General features: G+C 41.3%; 18 protein-coding genes. 14 read left to right on the top strand and 4 right to left on the bottom strand.

All coding sequences use genetic code 11. The features are described 5' to 3' along the window. Nucleotides 1–38: 38 nt before the first annotated feature. The gene (locus G4420_RS08425) at nucleotides 39–491 is read right to left on the bottom strand and encodes a precorrin-2 dehydrogenase/sirohydrochlorin ferrochelatase family protein (protein WP_163323166.1); all 453 of its coding nucleotides are present in this window, start codon (nucleotides 489–491) and stop codon (nucleotides 39–41) included. Nucleotides 492–496: 5 nt separating this feature from the next. Then, the gene (locus tag G4420_RS08420) at nucleotides 497–748 is read right to left on the bottom strand and encodes a DUF2061 domain-containing protein (protein ID WP_163323164.1); all 252 of its coding nucleotides are present in this window, start codon (nucleotides 746–748) and stop codon (nucleotides 497–499) included. Between the two features lie 627 nt (nucleotides 749–1,375). Between G4420_RS08420 and G4420_RS08415 the strand changes: the two genes are divergently transcribed. The 3 genes from G4420_RS08415 to G4420_RS08405 all read left to right on the top strand — a co-directional run bounded on the left by G4420_RS08415 (nucleotide 1,376) and on the right by G4420_RS08405 (nucleotide 5,179). Beyond that, nucleotides 1,376–3,532, top strand: coding sequence for an elongation factor G (locus tag G4420_RS08415; protein ID WP_163323162.1), 2,157 nt, complete (start codon nucleotides 1,376–1,378; stop codon nucleotides 3,530–3,532). Nucleotides 3,533–3,712: 180 nt separating this feature from the next. Then, nucleotides 3,713–4,045: a hypothetical protein gene (locus tag G4420_RS08410; protein WP_163323161.1), complete on the top strand. Its 333-nt coding sequence runs from the start codon at nucleotides 3,713–3,715 to the stop codon at nucleotides 4,043–4,045. A 387-nt stretch (nucleotides 4,046–4,432) separates the two neighbouring features. Further along, nucleotides 4,433–5,179: a hypothetical protein gene (locus G4420_RS08405; protein ID WP_163323159.1), complete on the top strand. Its 747-nt coding sequence runs from the start codon at nucleotides 4,433–4,435 to the stop codon at nucleotides 5,177–5,179. A gap of 96 nt (nucleotides 5,180–5,275) precedes the next feature. Here G4420_RS08405 and G4420_RS08400 read toward each other — a convergent pair whose 3' ends face one another. Then, the gene (locus tag G4420_RS08400) at nucleotides 5,276–5,878 is read right to left on the bottom strand and encodes a hypothetical protein (RefSeq protein WP_163323158.1); all 603 of its coding nucleotides are present in this window, start codon (nucleotides 5,876–5,878) and stop codon (nucleotides 5,276–5,278) included. 389 nt (nucleotides 5,879–6,267) lie between these two features. On the opposite strand from G4420_RS08400, the gene G4420_RS08395 reads away from it, so the two are divergent. Next, nucleotides 6,268–7,212: a DUF7544 domain-containing protein gene (locus tag G4420_RS08395; protein ID WP_163323156.1), complete on the top strand. Its 945-nt coding sequence runs from the start codon at nucleotides 6,268–6,270 to the stop codon at nucleotides 7,210–7,212. A gap of 104 nt (nucleotides 7,213–7,316) precedes the next feature. Here the strand turns inward: G4420_RS08395 and G4420_RS08390 are convergent, their stop codons facing one another. After that, nucleotides 7,317–8,609 carry a T9SS type B sorting domain-containing protein gene (locus tag G4420_RS08390; RefSeq protein WP_163323154.1) on the bottom strand — a complete coding sequence of 431 codons (1,293 nt, stop codon included), beginning with the start codon at nucleotides 8,607–8,609 and terminating at the stop codon, nucleotides 7,317–7,319. Nucleotides 8,610–9,061: 452 nt separating this feature from the next. Here G4420_RS08390 and G4420_RS08385 point away from each other — a divergent pair, with 452 nt between their 5' ends. The 10 genes from G4420_RS08385 (at nucleotide 9,062) to G4420_RS08340 (ending at nucleotide 21,144) form a co-directional block, all read left to right on the top strand. Further along, nucleotides 9,062–11,392 (top strand): ATP-dependent helicase, encoded by a 2,331-nt coding sequence (locus G4420_RS08385; protein ID WP_163323152.1) that lies wholly within the window; start codon nucleotides 9,062–9,064, stop codon nucleotides 11,390–11,392. 174 nt (nucleotides 11,393–11,566) lie between these two features. Next, nucleotides 11,567–12,151 (top strand): DUF4290 domain-containing protein, encoded by a 585-nt coding sequence (locus tag G4420_RS08380; protein ID WP_163323150.1) that lies wholly within the window; start codon nucleotides 11,567–11,569, stop codon nucleotides 12,149–12,151. 25 nt (nucleotides 12,152–12,176) lie between these two features. Next, nucleotides 12,177–13,481, top strand: a complete 1,305-nt coding sequence (murA, locus tag G4420_RS08375) for a UDP-N-acetylglucosamine 1-carboxyvinyltransferase (RefSeq protein WP_163323148.1) — start codon at nucleotides 12,177–12,179, stop codon at nucleotides 13,479–13,481. Between the two features lie 86 nt (nucleotides 13,482–13,567). Further along, entirely contained in the window at nucleotides 13,568–14,089 is a 522-nt protein-coding gene (locus G4420_RS08370; protein WP_163323147.1) for a peroxiredoxin family protein, read from the top strand. Nucleotides 14,090–14,247: 158 nt separating this feature from the next. Then, nucleotides 14,248–14,838: a nucleotide exchange factor GrpE gene (locus tag G4420_RS08365; protein WP_163323146.1), complete on the top strand. Its 591-nt coding sequence runs from the start codon at nucleotides 14,248–14,250 to the stop codon at nucleotides 14,836–14,838. Nucleotides 14,839–14,856: 18 nt separating this feature from the next. Continuing rightward, nucleotides 14,857–16,023 (top strand): molecular chaperone DnaJ, encoded by a 1,167-nt coding sequence (dnaJ, locus tag G4420_RS08360; protein WP_163323145.1) that lies wholly within the window; start codon nucleotides 14,857–14,859, stop codon nucleotides 16,021–16,023. A 136-nt stretch (nucleotides 16,024–16,159) separates the two neighbouring features. Beyond that, a complete protein-coding gene (locus G4420_RS08355; RefSeq protein ID WP_163323144.1) occupies nucleotides 16,160–16,483 on the top strand; it encodes a hypothetical protein in 324 nt (107 codons plus the stop codon). A gap of 193 nt (nucleotides 16,484–16,676) precedes the next feature. Then, the gene (locus G4420_RS08350) at nucleotides 16,677–17,306 is read left to right on the top strand and encodes a Crp/Fnr family transcriptional regulator (RefSeq protein WP_163323143.1); all 630 of its coding nucleotides are present in this window, start codon (nucleotides 16,677–16,679) and stop codon (nucleotides 17,304–17,306) included. Nucleotides 17,307–17,753: 447 nt separating this feature from the next. Continuing rightward, the gene (locus G4420_RS08345) at nucleotides 17,754–18,926 is read left to right on the top strand and encodes a phosphoglycerate dehydrogenase (RefSeq protein ID WP_163323142.1); all 1,173 of its coding nucleotides are present in this window, start codon (nucleotides 17,754–17,756) and stop codon (nucleotides 18,924–18,926) included. Between the two features lie 202 nt (nucleotides 18,927–19,128). Then, on the top strand, nucleotides 19,129–21,144 hold the full coding sequence (locus G4420_RS08340) for a transketolase family protein (protein ID WP_163323141.1): 2,016 nt from the start codon (nucleotides 19,129–19,131) through the stop codon (nucleotides 21,142–21,144). Nucleotides 21,145–21,226 lie beyond the last annotated feature (82 nt).

Below are 21,226 nucleotides of genomic sequence, written 5' to 3'. Positions count from 1 at the left end.
TGATTTTTAATTAAGAGATTGAATTGAACGTATCCAACTCAATCTTCAAGTTGCAACTTATCTTTTATTAAATTTCTTATTCTAATCGATTCATAAACATTCTCGCCATTCGAGCTCACCGCCACCGAAATATTTCCATGTCGGTAGATAGCAGGAGAAACAAACTGACAGCGAGATGGTTTATCATGAATATTAACTAATACCTTTTCTTCGCGACAGTCTTTTTCAATTTGCCGGTCGAGCTCTTCGTTGTTCGAGCAGGAATAAAGCATTAAATAGTCTTTTAAATATTTTTTATGATACGGCGCTTCAATGTATTTCACCCCGCTGTTTTTAATTTCATCGCATACATCAATGGCCAGTATCTCAACTTCAGCGTTGTGGCGCTGCAAGATCTTTAGCTTGCTGTAAGCACTTTTTCCGCCACCAACTATCAGTATTTTCTGGTTGGCAATATCAATTGCAATTGGTAAAAAATTCTTGTCATCCATACTGTTTATATTTCGTATTCAATTGGTGTATGTTTAACCCTTCCGAAGCTGATTTTGTTCCAGGCGCGCTCATGAAAAAAGTATAAAGTCATTTTGGTAAAAAGCTCGACACCACCAATGGTAACCGCAAAATTTATATCGCCCACCACAAACCACGAGATCAGAATGGTATCGATGGTACCGATGGTGCGCCACGAAATCGTTTTTACGATACTCCTTCGTTTCCTCTCAACTGTATTTCCATTTTCTTTTGCCATACGCCATATCACTATTTAAACTATCATTCTGTCATCTGAATTATTCTAAAAAAAAAGCCCTTCTGCAAATACAGAAGAGCCTTTCAAATCGAGTAATATTTTCAATCTATGGTCAGTTCCTCTGCACAACAATAACATCACAACACATACACATCATACATGTCATTTTCATCATTGCTATTTTAGAGAAAGTATTAACCATTGCGCTTTAAAATTATTTCTATGTGACTTATATCACACTGTGCAAATGTAAATGAAAATTCCAGACAAAAAAGAATTTTTATCACTTATTTTTATTTGTTCTAAATTAATTAACAAACCAAAAGGGCGCTGAAAGGGGCTTAAACAGGACATATGTTTTTTAATTGATATAATTGTTATGCTATTCTGATAATTCGCTACACCCCCTTATTTATAATGATTTCAGACTATAACAATTATTAACAAAAGTACTTAAAAAGCTGTTTTGATGCGCATTAACACCATTACTATACAGGGGCCGGATTATATATTTTTTCCACCTGATTTCTACCTCTTGATTGTTAATAAATTATTACTATTTTTGATGACCTCGCTTCAAAATGATGAAGAAAACGAGAATAAATAAATCAATAAAACTTATATACTATGAAAGTTTACAAAACCGATGAAGTTCGGAACATTGCTCTAATTGGTAATGCCGGCAGTGGGAAAACCACCCTTGCAGAAGCTATGCTGTTCGAGGGTGGAATTATAAAACGTAAAGGTGATGTTGGTTCAAAAAATACCGTATCCGACTACAACCCGATAGAGCAGGATTATGGCAATTCTGTTTTCTCAACCCTGATGCACACCGAATACAACGGAAAAAAAATAAATATAATGGACACCCCGGGGATGGACGATCTGTGCGGAGGTGTTGTTTCGTCGTTAAGTGTTACGGCACTAGGTTTACTAACGGTTAACGCATCAAACGGCATTGAAGCCGGTACCGAGGCCGCAGCCCGCCATGCCGATAACGCACACACGCCACTTGTTGTGGTTTTTAATCAGCTCGATCACGAAAACTCGAATTACGATAGCACACTTGATCAGTGCAAAACTACTTTTGGTAATAAAACTACCATAGTACAATACCCTGTTGATGCAGGAACAGGCTTTTCGTCTATTATCGATGTACTTAAAATGAAGATGTACACCTACAAAGACGATAGCGGTAAACCTGAAATTTCCGACATTCCTGAATCGGAAATGGAGAAAGCAGAAGAACTGCACAACGAACTGGTTGAAAAAGCTGCCGAAAACGAAGAAGCTTTAATGGAGCTGTATTTCGAAAAAGGAACACTTACCGAAGACGAAATGCGCAAAGGTATTAAGCTGGGAATGCTCGACCTTACCCTGTTTCCTGTATTCTGTACCTGTGCAAAGAAAAGCATTGGTGTTGGCCGCTTAATGGAGTTTATTACCAATATTGCTCCGACACCCAAGGAAAAGAAAATGGGTAAAATTGTTGCCGGAAAAGAGGTAACAATGGATGCTTCGCAACCGCCAAGCCTTTTTGTTTTTAAAACTGCTGTTGAGCCTCACGTTGGTGAGATCACCTATTTCAAAGTAATGTCGGGAATTGTTAAAGAAGGTTTAGACCTCATCAACTCAAAAACCGGAAACAAAGAACGCTTATCGCAGGTGTTTGTACCTGATGGTAAAAGCCGCGAGAAAGTTGAAGAGCTTCACGCAGGCGACCTTGGTTGTACCGTTAAACTGAAAGAAACACGATTCAACCAAACACTGTCAGCCAAAGAAATTGGAACTGCATTTGCTCCGATTGTATTTCCTACGCCGCGCCACACTGTAGCAGCTAAGGCTGTTAACGATTCCGACGACGAGAAAGTAGGCGAAATCCTAAGTAAGATCAAATACGAAGATCCAACTTACGTAATTGAGTACTCGAAAGAATTAAAACAACAATTGATACACGGACAGGGCGAATACCACCTCAACGTATTAAAATGGTATTTCGACCAGGTTCACAAAGTAGAAGTGGAATACCTGAAGCCAAAAATTCCGTATCGCGAAACCATTACCAAACCTGCTCAGGCCGATTACCGCCACAAAAAACAATCGGGTGGTGCCGGACAGTTTGGCGAGGTACACATGATTATTGAACCTTACGAAGAAGGTGCTGCTCCTAAAACCATGTTTAAATTTGGCGATAAGGAGCAGAAAATTTCGGTTCGTGCGGTTGAAGAGCACAAATTGGACTGGGGCGGTAAACTGGTATTTGTGAACAGTATTGTTGGCGGATCGATCGACGCCCGCTTTCTACCGGCTATTCTGAAAGGAATTATGGAGAAAATCGAGGAAGGTCCGCTTACCGGTTCGTATGCCCGCGATATTATCGTTTATGTTTACGACGGAAAAATGCACCCGGTTGACTCGAACGAAATTTCGTTTAAACTGGCCGGACGTAATGCCTTTAGCATGGCCTTTAAAAGTGCAGGTCCTAAAATTCTTGAGCCAATTTTAAATCTTGAAGTTTGGGTACCGTCAGACCGCATGGGCGATGCAATGAGCGACCTGCAGGGACGTCGTGCCATGATTATGGGTATGGGCTCGGAAAAAGGCATGGAGAAAATTACAGCTAAAGTACCGCAAAAAGAAATGTTCAAATACACCACTTCGCTAAGTTCGATTACCGGCGGTAGAGGCGTGTTTAAAATGAATTTCGACGGATACGAAAAAGTTCCTACAGACGTGCAGGAAGAACTGCTGAAAGCTTACGAAGCCGAGCAGGAAGAAGAATAGACCATTTTCTAATCCATTTTACTATAACTAATGAATCCCGGTCCGTCTGCTGACGGATCGGGGTTTTGTTTTTATGTCCGACCGAATCAAATTCCCTTACCGCAGCCACGCAACGTGCTCTCACAACTTTTTTTTCGAATATTGCATTGCCACTACAGGCCTTCCAAAACTCTTTCTTATATGCCGCAGCCGTGCGGCGAGGTCGCCATAAAAGTTTCTTGCCTCTTACAGCCGCGCAGCAGGCTTCCTTCATTCTTTTTTGTACGTTACAGCCCTGCAACAGGTGAGCAACAACATTTTTTCCTAATTACAATACTGCGACATACCTTCCACAATATTTTTTCGCATGCTGCAACATTGCGACATGCCTTCCACAACCTTTTTTCGTATATCGCAGCCGTGCGACAAGGTCGCCAGAAAAATTTCTTGCTTATTGCAGCCGTGCAACGCACGAGCCACAACATTTCTTTGCTTGCCGCAGCGCTGTTACAAGCAAGCTACAACTTTTGCTGAGCAATTACACGAATGCATGAAGCCTAAAATCAGCGAGTTACAAAGACTGCAAAATTGCCTGACATTCAAAAAGCCGCTTATAGCAGGGCACAGGGCTAAACCAATAAAAAAAAGGACCCGATTCGTTTTTGCACCAACCTATACGGATCAAATCCTAATGAACTAAACTTATGTTGTTTTATTTATTTAATGCTAACTTTAAACTTCCGATAAAAACCAAAACGCATTGAATATGCGCCCTATTAAAATACATACGCAAAAAGCACAGCTACAAGATCAAATTAACGCGACACCACACCCCCTACAAGACTATCAAACTTCGGAGATTATAAGGAGCAAGCAATGAAAAAACGGATATTCATAATCACCCTAATCCTCATTCCTTTTATGACTAAAGGACAGGAGGCAGAATGGCTATCAAACAAAGATTCGATTTTTACATCAACATCTTCACAACATTTCAATCTATACACTTTCAAAGGACATCTTGGCACTAAAACAAGATTAGATTTACTGAAGAAAAGAGAAATAGCATACCACGAGATTTCCGATTTTTTTGAGATAGAAACAAGTTTATCATTCAATATTTTTCTTTTTAAGAATGAGCAAATAAAGTATTATCTTACCGGGCACAAAGGTTTTGGATGGGGATTTGATAATAATATTGTTGAGGTATTTAATGATTTAGTGCAGATGGATCCATATCACGAATTGTCGCATGTTATGGGATACACACTTAATCAACCTCCGGCGTTGATTGATGAAGGCACAGCAGTATACCTATCCCAGCAATTTGGAGACAAAGCTTTTTCAAGATTAATTGGCTACCCAACAAAAAGTACAAATGAAATTCTTTTAATGCTTAGCAAAAAGGACGGATTAAAAAGTATCTCAACTCTTCTTTCATATGATGAATTTGGCAATTCGAACAATGCTACTTTAGACTACTGCCAAGCAGCATCTTTTGTTGAATTTCTAACCAGGGAGTTTGGCAAACAGAAATTCCTGGAATTATTTAAATCGTTATCAAACACAAAAAGTACTGAAGCTGAAATGATATTTGAAAGAATTTATCACCTGGAGATGAATCAAATCGAAAATAAATGGAGAAAACAAATAAGGGCTAACAATTAAAACCTACCTCAACCTTACACCAACAAAAAAGTCCTGCACCGAAAACAGTGCAGGACTTTTTTTATTATATATTTTGTATTCTCTGTTAGTAATCAATTACGATTTTATCGAGCCCTTCTTTAGCTCCAGGCGGGTTTGATGCAATTCCATATTCATTTTGGTGTAACGCTCCAGTGCATTCTTTTTATGCGTTTCGTATTCCTCTTTTAACTCATCGTAATCTTTTTTGGTGCGGCGCGTAACTGTAAGACTTCGTTTGTATAAAAGGAAAACAAAACCGGCCAGAACCAAAACTCCGGCAATAAGCAAATACATGGTTACCGAATAAGCGCTCTTATCTATTTTCATACCTAAAAACACGATTGAGTTCTGCAACTTCAAACTCTCGTCGAGTTGCTCCTGCAGTGTATTCATTTGTGCATCTTTCGAGCTTATTTGGCTGTTTAGGTCTCTTATCTGCGCATTTTTCTGCTCCGAACTTTTCTCCAGCACACCAATGGTATCGGTAAGTGCTTCGTAGAGATCATCCAACTGATCCTCTTTCAAAAAATAAGATCCATTCCAGAAATTAAGGTTTTCTTTAAATTTTGCGTATTGGCTCGACAGGGTCTGCTCCTGTTTCCAGGCATTTACATCCTTTTTTGCGAAAGTATTAAACACAACAAAAACCAATACAACTACAGCAAATATCCTTTTCATATAACAACAATTTTCGATTTAATGGCCGGGCCTTTCACCATTGGCCGAATATCTGTAATAAACTCAATAACTATTCAACGTAACGCAGAATCCGTACACTTGTTATTTCAACTGTAAAGATAAATACAGCTTGTACATTTACAATATATACACCCTGTGAATATACGCACAATATAATAAAGGTTTGCCTGAGGGAGCAAATATAAGGAATAGAAATAAACTAATGCGAATTTGAAGTTCAAAATTTCACCGGATTAGAATTACCGGACAAAACGAAATACACTAGCTGACAACACAAGGATTTTGCTTGGGTGGGGCTATTTATGGGCATTTGGTTTGGTAATTTTTAGCGAATGCTATAACTTGCAGGAAACCAAAAAACTACTGCCATGCAAATCAGCTACAGCCTACCACTTTCTGCAGGTTGGGACCGCATGAAAAAAGCCTTGTTCCAACCGTTCGACATTAACAAATGGATAAAAGTAGGATTTACAGCCTGGCTGGCCGGGCTAACCGATTGTGGAGGTGGCAGCGGATCGGGAAACAGCACCGGGAACAATGCAAACTGGGACGAATTTTTCAGCTTTCCGCAAACGGCCTGGGATTGGCTGCTCGACAACCCGATTTGGGCCAACCTTATTCTTGTAGGTTTGGTTATTCTGTTTATTATAATTTCGATGATTATTTGGGTGAGTTCGCGTGGAAAATTTATGTTTCTCGATAATGTAGCACACGATAAAGCCGAAATCAGTAAACCCTGGCACGAATTCCGAAAACAGGGAAACTCGCTTTTTATTTTTGAGTTCTTCTGGGGCTGGTTCGCTTTTGCAGTGTTTGTTTTAATTGCCGCCTACTGTTTTGTTACCGGTAAAGATTTATACCTTACACATGCTCCCAAGGCGGTTATTTTCGCCGGAGTTACACAAATGATACTGCTGTTTATCGGCTACCTGATTGTGTTTGGATACATATCGCTGTTTCTGAAAGACTTTGTGGTGCCTATTATGTACAAACACCGTGTTGGCGTATTAAAAGGCTGGGGAAAATTCCTTATGCTGTTTGGTAAAAAGGCGTTACCGTTTATCCTTTACGGGCTGTTTATTTTTGTACTGGGAATTGCAATTGGTATCGCTGTTATTTTCTTTGCTCTGATGACCTGTTGCATTGGCTTGTTGCTTATTGCCATCCCTTATATTGGAGCCGTAATTTTATTGCCGGTAAGTTATACGTTCAGGGCGTTTAGTATAGAGTTTCTGGCGCAGTTTGGCGACGAATACAATGTATTTCCACGGTTAGCTGAACTAGCTGACGATACTATTGAAACTACAGAATAATTTGAAACATGTACTTAATTTTCTGAATTTTAACCTCTCCCCTTTCTCTCCATTCCATGAAGATAATGGACGGGTATAATAAATCTAATTTGAAATTTTAGTCCCTAATCCTTATCTCGGAACAGGTGCACAAATCCGTGCTTTTTGCGTTTTTCGCCATCGCGGCCACGGCCCACAACGTCGTAAAAATACACTCCCGGACTGGCGTAACGGCCTCCCATAATACGGCCATCCCAAACGGTTTCAATGTAGGTATCATCAAAACCACGTACATCGCCACTTTTCCAGTAATGTACACGTTTGCCCCAACGGTTGAAAATACTGATCTCGATACTTTGCATCGACCAGAACTGAACCACAAACTCATCGTTGACTCCGTCGCCGTTTGGCGTAAATACATTCGGTACGGCAATAAACGAAGTGTCTACCACAATATAATCTTCCATATAAGCAGTATCGGCACAAGTCTGCGTGTCGGAAAGGTGTTTTGAAACCAGCTTCACCATGTATGTTCCCGAGTTTTCGTAGGTATAAACAGGTGCATCGTCGTAAGCTACAAAATCGATACTGTCAACCGGAGCTCCGGTTCCGTCCGAATCCGCTTTTATAGCATTTAAATCGCGGTAGAAATACCATTCGTAATAACCCGGTGTTCCATTTTCAGAGTTATTCGAGAAAGTAACCTCAAGCGGCGCTTCGCCTTCCATCGGGCTAGCAGTAAAACTGGCTTTGGTAACAATCGACTCGTACAAAACAACAGCCTGCGCATCACAGTCGAATTTATCGTAAACACGCATAGTGTAGTTTGTATTTTCTGTTGGCGGATCATAAACCGTTAAGTTGATTATCGATGCAATGCGGTCGCCATTTTCCAGCCATTCCACCTGCACATCTTTATTCACAGAAAGTGGCGCGTTGCTGCTTAAATCGTAATACGTCAGCACGGCCGACTTCATTTCTGCATTCATTACAAAATGTTCGCAGTCTGAAAGAGCAAGCTCTCCAGCGGCATACATCCAGTTATTAAAAACCCACGCACGGTCGATTTCAGTAGTTGTTCCCTGTGTAATGGTTATCCGGTAACAACCATCGGCCAAACCAGTTATTTGCGACGAAGCAGCGTCGGTAGTTTCCTGGTATTCTTCATTAAACGCTCCGCTTGTTTCATTGTACTTTTCCCACAACCAGGTTTTTGTTCCTGCCAGTGCAGTACTGGCGGTTAAAGCACCAACAACAGCTGCAGAGTCGTTACTACAGAAAATAAAAATATCGTCGGTTTCCGGAAATACCGGGTATTGTGTTACATCTGTGGCGTCAGCTCCTGGCGAAGATATTTGTGCCTGAAGAGCGTAAAAAGAAAATACCAGAATGGTTACAATAAAAAGACTTCGCTTCATAAATTATTGCTCTTTAAGATACAATATTAACGTATAAATTTCATTTAATTGCGTGTTCTACCAATTGTTTTTCAACGTAAAGCTTAAGCGAAATGGTGAAATTATCCCGAAATTTTTTCGGGAGTTAATGTCGATGGTTAATCAAAGAGACTTTGGAAATAGTTGAACCAAAGTCTTTATTTGATTTCCAATCGGTGTTACAAGCAAAAATAGTGAACCTGCGCCGAAATACAGAAGCCTTCAATAATTTGTTAATAAAACACCGGCAATAAGGAAAAGATTCCACCCGACATCATTAATTTTGCAAGCAGAACAACCTGCCGCGTCGGTTGTTGTTTTACTACGATTGAATGCTGAATGTTTACCGAAAATCGCCCACACACGGAAATCGGCTAACAAACATTTAATTCGGTCAGTATTTTATATTTGCAAGCAGAAAAAAGAAATCTATAGTGTTCGATTATCTTCAAAATTTAAATGAGGCCCAACGAGAGGCTGTTCTTCGTACCGAAGGACCTGCACTGGTTATTGCAGGAGCCGGATCGGGGAAAACGCGTGTTTTAACGTACCGTATTGCCAATTTGCTGAAACAGGGCGCCAAGCCGTCAAGCATTTTATCGCTGACTTTTACCAATAAGGCAGCCCGCGAAATGAAAGAACGTATTTCAAGTGTAGTAGGCGAAAACACCGCCCGCTACCTTTGGATGGGTACTTTTCACAGTATTTTTGCACGTATTTTACGTTTTGAACACGAAACAATCGGCTACCCGGCAAACTTTACGATATACGACAGTGCCGACAGTAAAAGTTTGATAAAAACAATCATCAAAAGTTTTCAGCTCGACGATAAAATATACAAGCCGGGAGTGGTTGCCAGCCGTATTTCGATGGCAAAAAACAACCTGATTACGCCCAATGCGTATGAAAACTCAGCCGAAATACGCAGCGCTGATAAAAGCATGCGTTTGCCACAAATTGCCCAGATCTATAAAGAATATGCCAAACGCTGTTTACTTTCGGGAGCCATGGATTTCGACGATCTGCTGTTGAAAACAAACGTGTTGTTTCGCGATCATCCCGAGGTGCTGAAAAAATACCAGGAGCGCTTTGGTTACGTGATGGTTGACGAGTACCAGGATACCAACTACTCGCAATACCTGATTGTGAAAAAACTGGCTGCCGGGCATAAAAACATTTGTGTGGTGGGCGACGATGCTCAAAGTATCTACTCGTTTCGTGGTGCACGTATCGAAAATATTCTGAATTTTAAATCGGACTACCCCGAGCATAAAGTGTTTAAGCTGGAGCAAAATTACCGCTCAACACAAACCATTGTAAACGCTGCCAACAGCATAATTGCCAAAAACAAACGGCAAATTCCGAAAAAGGTGTTTTCTGAAAACGCCACCGGAAAACCCATCAAATTGATTTCGGCGCTAACCGACAACGAAGAAGGATTTTTGGTAGCACAGGAAATTGCCCAATCGCAATTGCGTGATCACTACAAATACGAAGACTTCGCGATTTTGTATCGTACGAATATGCAGTCGAGGATCTTTGAGGAATCGTTGCGCAAAAGAAATATTCCGTACAAAATTTATGGCGGCTTAAGTTTCTACCAACGCAAGGAAATTAAAGACCTCATCTCCTATTTCCGAATGACGATAAATCCTGCCGACAACGAAGCGTTAAAACGTATCATCAATTATCCTGCTCGCGGAATTGGGGCCACTACCCTCGCGAAACTGGAGGCTGCGGCAATTAATAACGAAACTTCGATTTGGAAGATTATTAGCGATTTACCTACCGTTAATCACGGCAATTTAAATAAAGGAACTGCTGGTAAAATTCTACACTTTGTGGGTTTAATTCAGAGGTTTATGCAACTGTCGCAAGACAGCGATGCTTTTGATACGGCCAAAACCATTGCCGAACAAACCGGTATCCTGAAAGAATTATACATCGACAAGTCACCCGAAGGATTGAGCCGCCACGAAAACATCCAGGAATTGTTGAACGGTATCCAGGAATTTAGCATAAACGCCAAAGAAACCGGTGAGCCCGAAAAACTGGAAAATTACCTTGAAGATGTGGCACTTCTTACCGACCAGGACAACGAAAAGGAAGAAGACCGCGATAAAGTGACTCTGATGACCGTGCACTCATCGAAAGGACTGGAGTTTAAAAATGTGTTTGTTGTAGGGATGGAAGAGAACCTTTTCCCTTCGAACCAAAATGGCGACAATAAACCGGAAACGCTGGAAGAAGAACGCCGCCTGTTTTACGTGGCCCTAACCCGCGCCGAAGAAAACGCCTGGTTCTCGTATGCCAACCAGCGCTACCGTTGGGGAAATCTTGATTTTTGTACGCCAAGTCGGTTTCTCGAAGAAATTGATGAGCAGTTTCTCGATACTTCGGCAATCGCTGCACACTCCTCTCCTACACGCCGGGCACAGAATAACGACGACATTCAGCCCGAACGTTATCACCAAAATTCTGTTCGCCGGCAGGCACCTGGAGCATTTAAAACACCTGAGTCGCAAAACATTTTCAATAAAAAACTCGTTTCGTTAAAGGAAAGTAGCAGAATGCAAAATACTTTTCAGGGCGATGCACCGGAAAAAATACAAACCGGGATGGTGGTAGAACACCAACGTTTTGGAGAAGGAAAAGTAATTAATATTGAAGGTGTCGCACCAAATATAAAAGCTACAGTATTTTTTAAATCGGGTACACAGAAACAGTTGCTGCTAAAATTCGCCAAGCTTAAAATTAAAGAATAAGCGGATTAGTGAGACGAACCGCGAGTATCGAGCATTCAGTATCCGGAATCGAATAAAAACGAACTAAAAAATAAAACTTCGGGATTTATCGGGAAATGATTAGTTTTGTAACATCATTTCGCAAATAAATCCAATTTACTTGAAAGTTAGATTTTTAGCATTAAACATTTACAGATGGATTATAATACCAAGAGAAAAAAAATGGCCCTTCCTGAATATGGAAGAAATATACAAAACATGGTTGATTACCTGATGACCATCGAAGATCGCGAAAAACGAAACAGATCGGCACAAACGGTTATCGATGTAATGGGCAACCTTTTCCCTCATTTACGCGATGTTCAGGAATTCAGACACAAACTCTGGGATCACCTGGCCATTATGTCTGATTTTCAACTTGACATTGATTATCCTTACGAACCGCCAACGCCGGAATCATTAAAAGAACGCCCCAATACGGTACCTTATACCAAACACCGCATAAAGCACAAACACTACGGCCGCACCATGGAGCTTTTGATCCAGGAAGCCGATAACTTTGAAGGTGAAGAGCGTGACATCATTATCGAACAACTGGCCAACCACATGAAAAAATCGTACCTCGCGTGGAATAAAGATGCAGTTGAGGACCACATGATTTTTAGTGATCTGGAAGAAATGTCGCATGGAAAATTAAAAGTACCTGAGGGAACTCAACTGGCCGACTCCAAAACACTGGTTAGTGCTCCAAAGAAGAAAAAAGTAAAAAAGAAAAAATAGGTAATACGCTATAATATCACACCCCATGTCGACTTTCAAAATTGAAGGTGGTTTTAAGTTAAAAGGAGACCTTGAGCCGCAAGGAGCAAAAAACGAGGCGCTTCAAATAATATGTGCCACCTTGTTAACTGCCGAACAAACGATCATCGAGAATATTCCTGAAATTCGGGATGTGCTGAAATTAATCGAGATTCTGAAAGGATTAGGGGTTCAGGTAACGCGCCTCGCTAAAGGCAAATATAGTTTCGACGCCTCCAAAGTCGATATCAATTTTCTGAAAACTGAGGAATACGCCCAACAAGCCGCGGTACTGCGTGGTTCGATAATGATTATCGGCCCGCTGTTGGCCCGCTTCGGACAAGGTTTTATTCCGCAACCGGGTGGTGATAAAATTGGCCGCCGCAGAGTTGATACTCACTTTATTGGTTTACAAAAGCTGGGTGCCCGTTTTGATTTCGACCGTGAAAACAAATGGTACTCCGTTTCGACCGAAAAACTTACCGGAGCTTATATGTTGCTCGACGAAGCTTCGGTTACCGGAACAGCAAATATTGTAATGGCTGCCGTTTTAGCCGAGGGAACCACAACAATTTACAACGCAGCCTGCGAACCTTATCTGCAGCAACTTTGCAAAATGCTGGTTTCCATGGGTGCCAAAATTGAAGGAATTGGCTCCAATCTGCTTTCCATCCAAGGTGTTTCATCGTTAAAAGGATGCACACACCGCATTCTTCCCGATATGATTGAAGTGGGTAGTTTTATTGGCCTCGCTGCCATGACAGCTTCCGAAATCAACATCAAAAATGTGGGTATTGAGCACCTGGGGATTATCCCCGAATCATTTCGCCGATTGGGAATTAACGTTGAACAAAAAGGCGACGACCTGCTGATTAAAGACACCGAACATTACGAAATAGATTCGTACATCGATGGATCGATAATGACCATTTCGGACGCACCGTGGCCGGGACTCACTCCCGACTTACTTAGTGTTTTCCTGGTAGTGGCCACACAAGCCAAAGGAAGTGTGCTTATTCATCAGAAAATGTTTGAAAGCCGTTTATTCTTTGTGGATAAACTTATTGATATGGGAGCGCAAATTATTCTTTGCGATCCGCACCGCGCCACTGTAATTGGCCTCGACCGAAAAAATACTTTGCGTGCCACCAAAATGGTATCGCCCGATATTCGTGCAGGTATTGCTCTGTTAATCGCTGCCATGTCGGCAAAAGGAACGAGCGCTATCGATAACATCGAACAGATAGACCGCGGTTACGAAAACATAGACGGCCGATTAAATGCCATTGGCGCTCACATTTCAAGAATGTAAACGCGATGTTAAAACTTTATCTAGAGCTTTGTGTTACTACTTAAAATTCTATATTTGAACTTTTTAGAAATAACAATACGCAAAAGATGAAAAGATTTATTTTACTGGCAGCGATCATTTTTATGGGCACAACTTTTATTAATGCCCAGGAACTTGGTTTAAACATTGGCAATAAAGCACCCGAATTGATTGGCAAAGGGCCAAATGGTGAAACCATAAAATTATCCGACTTAAAAGGCAAAGTTGTGTTGATTGATTTTTGGGCAGCATGGTGTGGTCCGTGTCGCCGCGAAAATCCAACTGTTGTTGCCAACTACCAAAAATACAAAGACGCTAAATTTACCGTTGGCAAAGGATTTACCGTTTTTGGCGTGTCGCTCGACGATTCACCCGAAAGATGGAAAGCAGCAATTGAACAAGACGGTCTGGAATGGCCAAATCATATTTGCGATTTCCAAAAATGGAACTCAAAATACCGTATGATTTACCAGGTTCGCGGAATTCCCGATAACTACTTAATTGATGAAAACGGGGTAATTATTGCCAAAAAGCTTCGTGGCCCGTCACTCGACGCTGCTCTGCACAAAATTCTAAGAGAAGAGCTGTAGACACTACTTTAAAAATAGTATAAATCGTTCAAATTGGCACTCGGAATCAGACTCGGGTGCCAATTTGTCGTTTATATTTGCATGGCAAAATTTTTGCTATGTCAGCGTAGCATAAAAAAGGCTTACAGTTAATTATTTATACTGAAAATTTAGGTAAAATGGCAGAAGAAAAAGTAAACAAGGAAACAGAAGAAGAAAAAGATATCGCAGCTCAGGTTGAAGATGCTGCTGCCGAAAAGGAAGAAAAAGCAGACGATAAAAAAGACAAGAAGAAAAAATCGAAAAAAGATAAAAACGAAGAACAGTTGGAAGAATTGGGGCAAAAACTTCAGGAACTTCAGGACAAACACCTTCGTTTGCAGGCTGAGTTTGACAACTTTAGAAGAAGAACGATGAAAGAAAAAGCCGACCTGATTAAAACGGGTGGCGAATCGGTTATCGTTAATATTCTTCCAGTTATCGACGATTTTGAGCGTGCGCTTGATTCGATGAAACACCTTGAGGACGAGGATGCGGGCAAACACGGAACAGCCCTGATATACAAGAAATTTCAGGAGTTCCTGAAACAAAACAACGTGAAGGAAATTGAAGCTCAACACGCTGATTTTGATGTTGACCTTCACGAAGCCATTACAAAAATTCCGGCGCCCAGTGAGGAATTAAAAGGCAAAGTAGTTGATGTAATTCAAAAAGGTTATTGCTTAAACGAAAAGGTAATCCGGTTTGCCAAAGTTGTAATCGGAGAATAATAATTCAGAGGAGGAAGAATGGCAAAAAGAGATTATTACGAAGTATTAGGAGTTGGCAAAAGTGCTTCTGCTGAGGAGATAAAGAAAGCTTATCGAAAAAAGGCAATCCAATATCACCCGGATAAAAACCCGGATAACAAGGAAGCTGAAGAGAAGTTTAAAGAAGCAGCTGAATCCTACGAAGTACTTAGCAATCCGGAGAAAAAACAACGTTACGATCAATTCGGTCATGCCGGAATGAGCGGCGCTGCCGGCGGTGGCGGATTTAGCGGAGGCGGTTTCTCTGACATTGAAGATATCTTCTCGGCTTTTGGCGACATTTTTGGCGGACATTTTGGCGGATTCGGTGGTTTTAGCGGCGGCGGTGGTCGCAGCAGAGGTGGCCGCAGAGTGAGTCGTGGCTCCGATTTGCGCGTTAAAGTAAAGCTGAACCTCCAGGAAATTGTTAACGGCGTTGAGAAAAAGATAAAAGTAAAAAAATACGTTGCCTGCCAGCATTGTAGCGGAACCGGAGCTAAAAATGGTTCGTCGTACTCTACTTGCGGAACTTGTGGTGGTGCCGGCCAGGTAACACGTGTTCAAAATACTTTGCTCGGACAAATGCAAACCACTTCGGCTTGTCCAACTTGTCAGGGCGAAGGAAAAATGATTACCGACAAATGTAATCACTGTGCCGGCGAAGGAGTTGTTCGCGAAGAGGACGTAATCAACATCAAAATTCCGGCAGGTGTTGGCGAAGGAATGCAGCTTAATGTTTCGGGTAAGGGAAACACCGGACGACGTGGCGGCATAAACGGCGATTTGTTAGTGGTTATTACCGAAGCCGACGACGAGGAATTGGTTCGCGATGGAAATAACCTGATCTACAACCTGTTCTTGTCGTTCCCGGAAATTACACTGGGTACCACATCCGAAATTCCAACGGTTGAAGGCAAAGTGAAAGTAAAAATTGAGCCCGGTACGCAACCCGAAAAAATACTTCGCCTGCGCGGAAAAGGGATTCCCGATGTAAACGGTTACGGACGCGGCGATTTATTGGTTCGTGTGCATGTTTGGATTCCGAAGAAACTGAGCAACGAAGAGAAACGTGCGCTGGAGAAACTTCAGGATTCGCCCGGGTTTCAGGACGGACCTTCAGCACAGGAAAAATCATTCTTTCAGAAAATGAAAGACATGTTTGAATAATATCAATTGTATTTCAAAGTGAGCGATAGTGAAACTTTGAGATTATAATGATTAATGCCGATAGAAAATTAAAGAGCCTTGGGGCGTTTGCGAACCAAAAGATAAGTTTAATTTCTAATTGGTATAAAAGAATTTGATGACAACACAACGAAAAAAGATTCCATATTTATTTGGAGTCTTTTTTTGTTTCCGGATACCTGGTTCAAATTCAATAAAAGCAGATCTCATTCCTTTCCCGAAGAACAAACCGAAGTTCATTTCTGAATTTCGGAAATTTCCGGCGGTCTGTTTTAAATTTATTTCTACCCGCCGGGAAGCCCCGAAAGATTGTTTTCAACTTATTTCTGCTCGTCGGGAAGTCCCGAAAGCTTGTCCGAAGTTTATTTCTGCTCGTCGGGAAGCCCCGAAAGCTAGTCCAGAGTTTATTTCTGCTCGTCGGGAAGCCCCGAAGCTTGTTTAATTCTCCTGATAAGACAAATACCATTATTCAAAATGTAAAATCTATATTTCACCCAAAAGCTGTCTCCACCAGAAATTTCGTATGATCCATATAACCATTTCAATTAGAAAAATTTACATAGACAGCGTATTTCGTTGATTTTTTTTGCAGAAATGCGGCACAACATTAAATTTGCTGAAATTGAACTGCTAACATGGAAGACTTTTATACAAGATACAATTTTCTGGAACCCGAATTACAGGAAGAAATCCTACAGGTTGCTGTAAGAAAAAAGTTTACTCAACACGAAACATTAATTCGCGAAGGTCAGTTTATTTCCAGCTTTCCGATGGTGCTGAAAGGCCTGATACGGGTTTCGCGCACCAGCGAGGCCGGCAACGAATTGCTGCTTTATTACCTGCAGGCCGACGAAGTTTGTGCCATGTCGTTAACCTGCTGTATGGCCCGCCAAATTAGCGAAGTAAATGCCATTGCCGAAGTGGATACCGAGGTGCTGATGATTCCGGTTGAAATGCTGGATGCCTGGACAAGCAAATATCCCTTGTGGAAACAATATGTGATGCAAACCTTTCAGAACAGGTTTCGCGAACTAATCAATACACTTGATGCTGTTGCCTTTTTAAAACTCGATGAACGTTTAGTCAAATTTTTTATCGACCGACATAAAAAATCGGGTGTTCATACCTATTCCGGCACACATCAGGATCTGGCTCTTCAACTTAATTCATCGCGCGAAGTGATCTCGCGCCTGCTAAAAAAGCTGGAAAAAAACGGAAAAGTTTCACTTTCACGAAATTTTATTGATTTTTCCGGGCTTTTGTGACTTACATTACATACCCATTTGTATTCTATTATTTTATTTGCAAGTATAAAATCTAAAGACATAATAGTTCATAACTATTGTTTCATAATTTTTTGGGTTATAAAATCGGTTAGTAGTTGAAGGTTGATGAGCCAGGCTGGAGAGTCTGGCTTTTTTTTGTCCGCAACTTAAAAACCTTCCGGTAATTCTAACGATTTAAAAATCCATATCTCTATCCATTTTTTATATCAATTCTTGATAAAATATTGTTCTGATGTATCTTAAATTTCTTAGTCTTTCAGGCTTCGATCATTAATGTTAATTTCATATTGATAATTAATCCCCGCGATCGCTTATAATTTATAGATATAATGCTGATATTTGTCATTAAAACATATGCTACCCAATATTTTGCATTTTTGGATAGTGTTATCAGCTACAGAGAATATCAATTAAAAAGCAAGCTACATGTTTAAAATTCAAACTCTGAATAAGATTGACCCCGATGGTCTGAAACTATTCCCACTTGACAACTATGAGATTGCAAGCGAGCTTCCAAATCCGGATGCTATTGTTTTGCGCAGTTTTAAAATGCATGATATTGAAATTCCTTCGTCGGTAAAAGCTGTTGCAAGAGCTGGCGCAGGTGTGAATAATATTCCAATCGAGAAATGCACCGAGAAAGGTATCGTAGTTTTTAATACGCCGGGAGCTAATGCCAACGGAGTAAAAGAGGCTGTAATTGCCGGAATGCTTATGGCATCGCGCGATTATATTGGCGCTGCTAACTGGGCAAAAACATTAATCGGACAGGGCGATGCTGTTCCGTCGTTAGTAGAACAAGGTAAAAAGAACTTTGCAGGGGAAGAAATTAAAGGTAAAACACTGGCCGTAATTGGTTTGGGAGCTATTGGTGTTTTGGCAGCAAATGCCGCATCGGCACTGCGTATGAACGTAATTGGTTACGATCCATACATGTCGGTAAAACACGCACTGAAACTGAGCCGCGAAGTAAAAGTGGTTGAAGGTATACAGGTGTTGTTGCAACAAGCCGATTTTATTACCATCAACATACCGTTATTACCTGATACAAAAGGCTACATTAACAAAGACAAATTTGCCATGATGAAAGATGGCGTTAAAATTCTGAACTTTGCACGTGGAGGTCTGGTCGATCACGCCGATTTAAAAGTGGCTATCGAGTCGGGTAAAGTAGCCAAATACATTACCGATTTCCCTGATGAAGAATGCCTGAAACTGGAGAACGTAATTTCGATTCCTCACCTGGGTGCTTCAACAAAAGAATCGGAAACCAACTGCGCCATTATGGCCGTTGAACAAATGCGCGACTACCTGGAGAACGGTAACATTAAAAACTCGGTGAATTTCCCTGCTGCCGAACTGGAGCGCAACGGTGGAAGCCGTATTCTAATTGCAAACCGCAATGTTCCGAATATGGTAAGCCAGATTTCAACTGTTTTGGCTGCCGAAGGATTGAACATCGATAATATGCTGAACAAAAAACGCGACGATATTGCTTATAACATTATCGATGTTGACGCTGAGAAAATTAACGACAGCGTAAAAGAAAAACTGTTAGCTATCGATGGCATCTTTATGGTTCGTTTGATTAATTCATAACGCGTAACAGTTTAAAGAAATATTTCACAAAAAGGAGAATCAGGTTTATATCTGGTTCTCCTTTTTTTTATGCCTGCAACTGCATCGAGCTCATTGCTAAATTATTATTAATAACAAGCAAACCCGCTTTCCAAGTCCCTCTTTTTTACTATTTTTGGCGTTCCTGTCCTGCCTAAAGTAAATTGAAAAAAAGTACAAAAAAATGAGTAAAAGTATTGAAGTTAAAGCAGCTGATAATGTTCGCATTCTGGCTGCCGCAATGGTTGAAAAAGCAAATTCGGGCCACCCAGGCGGAGCTATGGGCGGAGCAGATTTTGTAAACATCCTTTATTCTGAATTCCTTAATTACGATCCATCGGACATGACATGGGCAAACCGCGACCGTTTTTTCCTCGATCCGGGCCATATGTCTCCAATGCTTTACGGAATTTTATCATTGGCAGGTTTTTACAGCATGGAAGATGTTGCCAATTTCCGTCAGTGGGGAAGCGTAACTCCGGGACACCCCGAAGTTGACGTTGAGCGTGGTGTAGAAAATACATCAGGTCCACTCGGACAAGGCCATGTTATGGCAGTTGGTGCAGCCATTGCCGAGCGCTTTTTAGTAGCTCGTTTTGGCGAGTGGATGGCGCACAAAACATATACTTTCATCTCTGATGGTGGTATTCAGGAAGAGATTTCGCAGGGTGCGGGTAGAATTGCCGGTCACCTGGGATTGAGCAACCTGATCATGTTCTACGATTCAAACGACATTCAGCTGTCGACAGAAACCGACGAGGTGACTACTGAAGACACTGAAATGAAATATAAAGCCTGGGGCTGGAACGTTTTAACTATTGTTGGTAACGATCCTGATGCCATTCGCAAAGCATTAAAAGATGCACAGGCAGAAACTGAAAAACCAACCCTTATTATTGGTAAAACAATTATGGGTAAAGGTGCCATTACCGAAGATGGTACAAACTTCGAGCGTCAGTGTTCAACTCACGGTCAGCCATTATCGGGTGCCGGTGCTTCATTTGCAAAAACAATCGAGAATTTGGGTGGAGATCCTGAAAATCCATTCGTAATTTTCGATGATGTAAAAGAATACTACGAAAAACGTAAAGCAGCATTGATTGAAGCTGCAGCAGCAAAAAAGGCTGAACAAGCAAAATGGGAAGCTGCAAATCCTGAATTGGCAGCAAAACTAAAAGCTTTCTTCTCAAACGAAGTTCCGGAAATCGATTACAGCAAAATTGAACAAAAAGCAGGTATCGCAACACGTGGTGCTTCTGCAACTGTTCTTTCAGTATTTGCCAAGGAGGTTGAAAACATGATCGTGTCGTCTGCTGACCTTTCAAACTCGGATAAAACCGACGGTTTCCTAAAATATACAACATCGTTTAAAAAAGGCGATTTTAGCGGTAAATTCCTGCAGGCAGGTGTTTGCGAGCTTACAATGGCCGTAATTATGAACGGTATGGCATTGCACGGTGGAGTGATTCCGGCAAGTGGTACTTTCTTCGTATTCAGCGATTACCAAAAACCGGCGGCGCGTCTTGCTGCACTGCAAGAGCTACCGGTTAAATACATATGGACACACGATGCATTCCGTGTGGGAGAAGATGGTCCTACTCACCAACCTGTTGAGCAGGAAGCGCAGATTCGCTTGTTGGAAAAATTGCAAAACCACAGCCACAAAAACTCAATGTTGGTATTGCGTCCGGCCGATGGTAACGAAACTACTGTTGCATGGAAAATGGCAATGGAAAATACCGATACTCCAACAGCGCTTATTTTATCGCGCCAGGGAATTAAAGATGTTACTACTTACGAAACAGCACAGGGAGCTACAAAAGGTGCGTACATCCTTCAGGATTGCGAAGGTACACCTGATGTAATTCTGCTTGCAAGCGGATCGGAAGTAAGTACCTTGGTTGCCGGTGCCGAGTTATTGGCCAAAGACGGTGTTAAAAGCCGTATCGTTTCTGTTCCTTCTGAAGGTTTGTTCCGCACACAAAGTGCCGAATACCAGAAAGAAGTTCTTCCTGCGGGCGTTGTTAAATTTGGTTTAACAGCCGGATTGCCTGTAACACTTGAAGGTTTGGTTGGAATGGACGGAAAAGTATTTGGTCTTGCATCATTTGGATTCTCTGCTCCGGCCGGAGTATTGGATGTAAAACTGGGTTATACTGGCGAAAATGTATACAACCAGGTAAAAGAATTATTGGCATAAGAACAATAACCTTATAAATCAAAAGGTGCATCTTTACGATGCACCTTTTTTTGTATCCTCATGATTTTTTATATAAGAAAGT

The sequence above is a fragment of the Draconibacterium mangrovi genome (assembly GCF_010586825.1).
In the GTDB taxonomy this organism is placed as follows: domain Bacteria; phylum Bacteroidota; class Bacteroidia; order Bacteroidales; family Prolixibacteraceae; genus Draconibacterium; species Draconibacterium mangrovi.
Note: the sequence above shows the minus strand (reverse complement) of the source record. Positions and strands in the feature narration are given on the sequence as shown.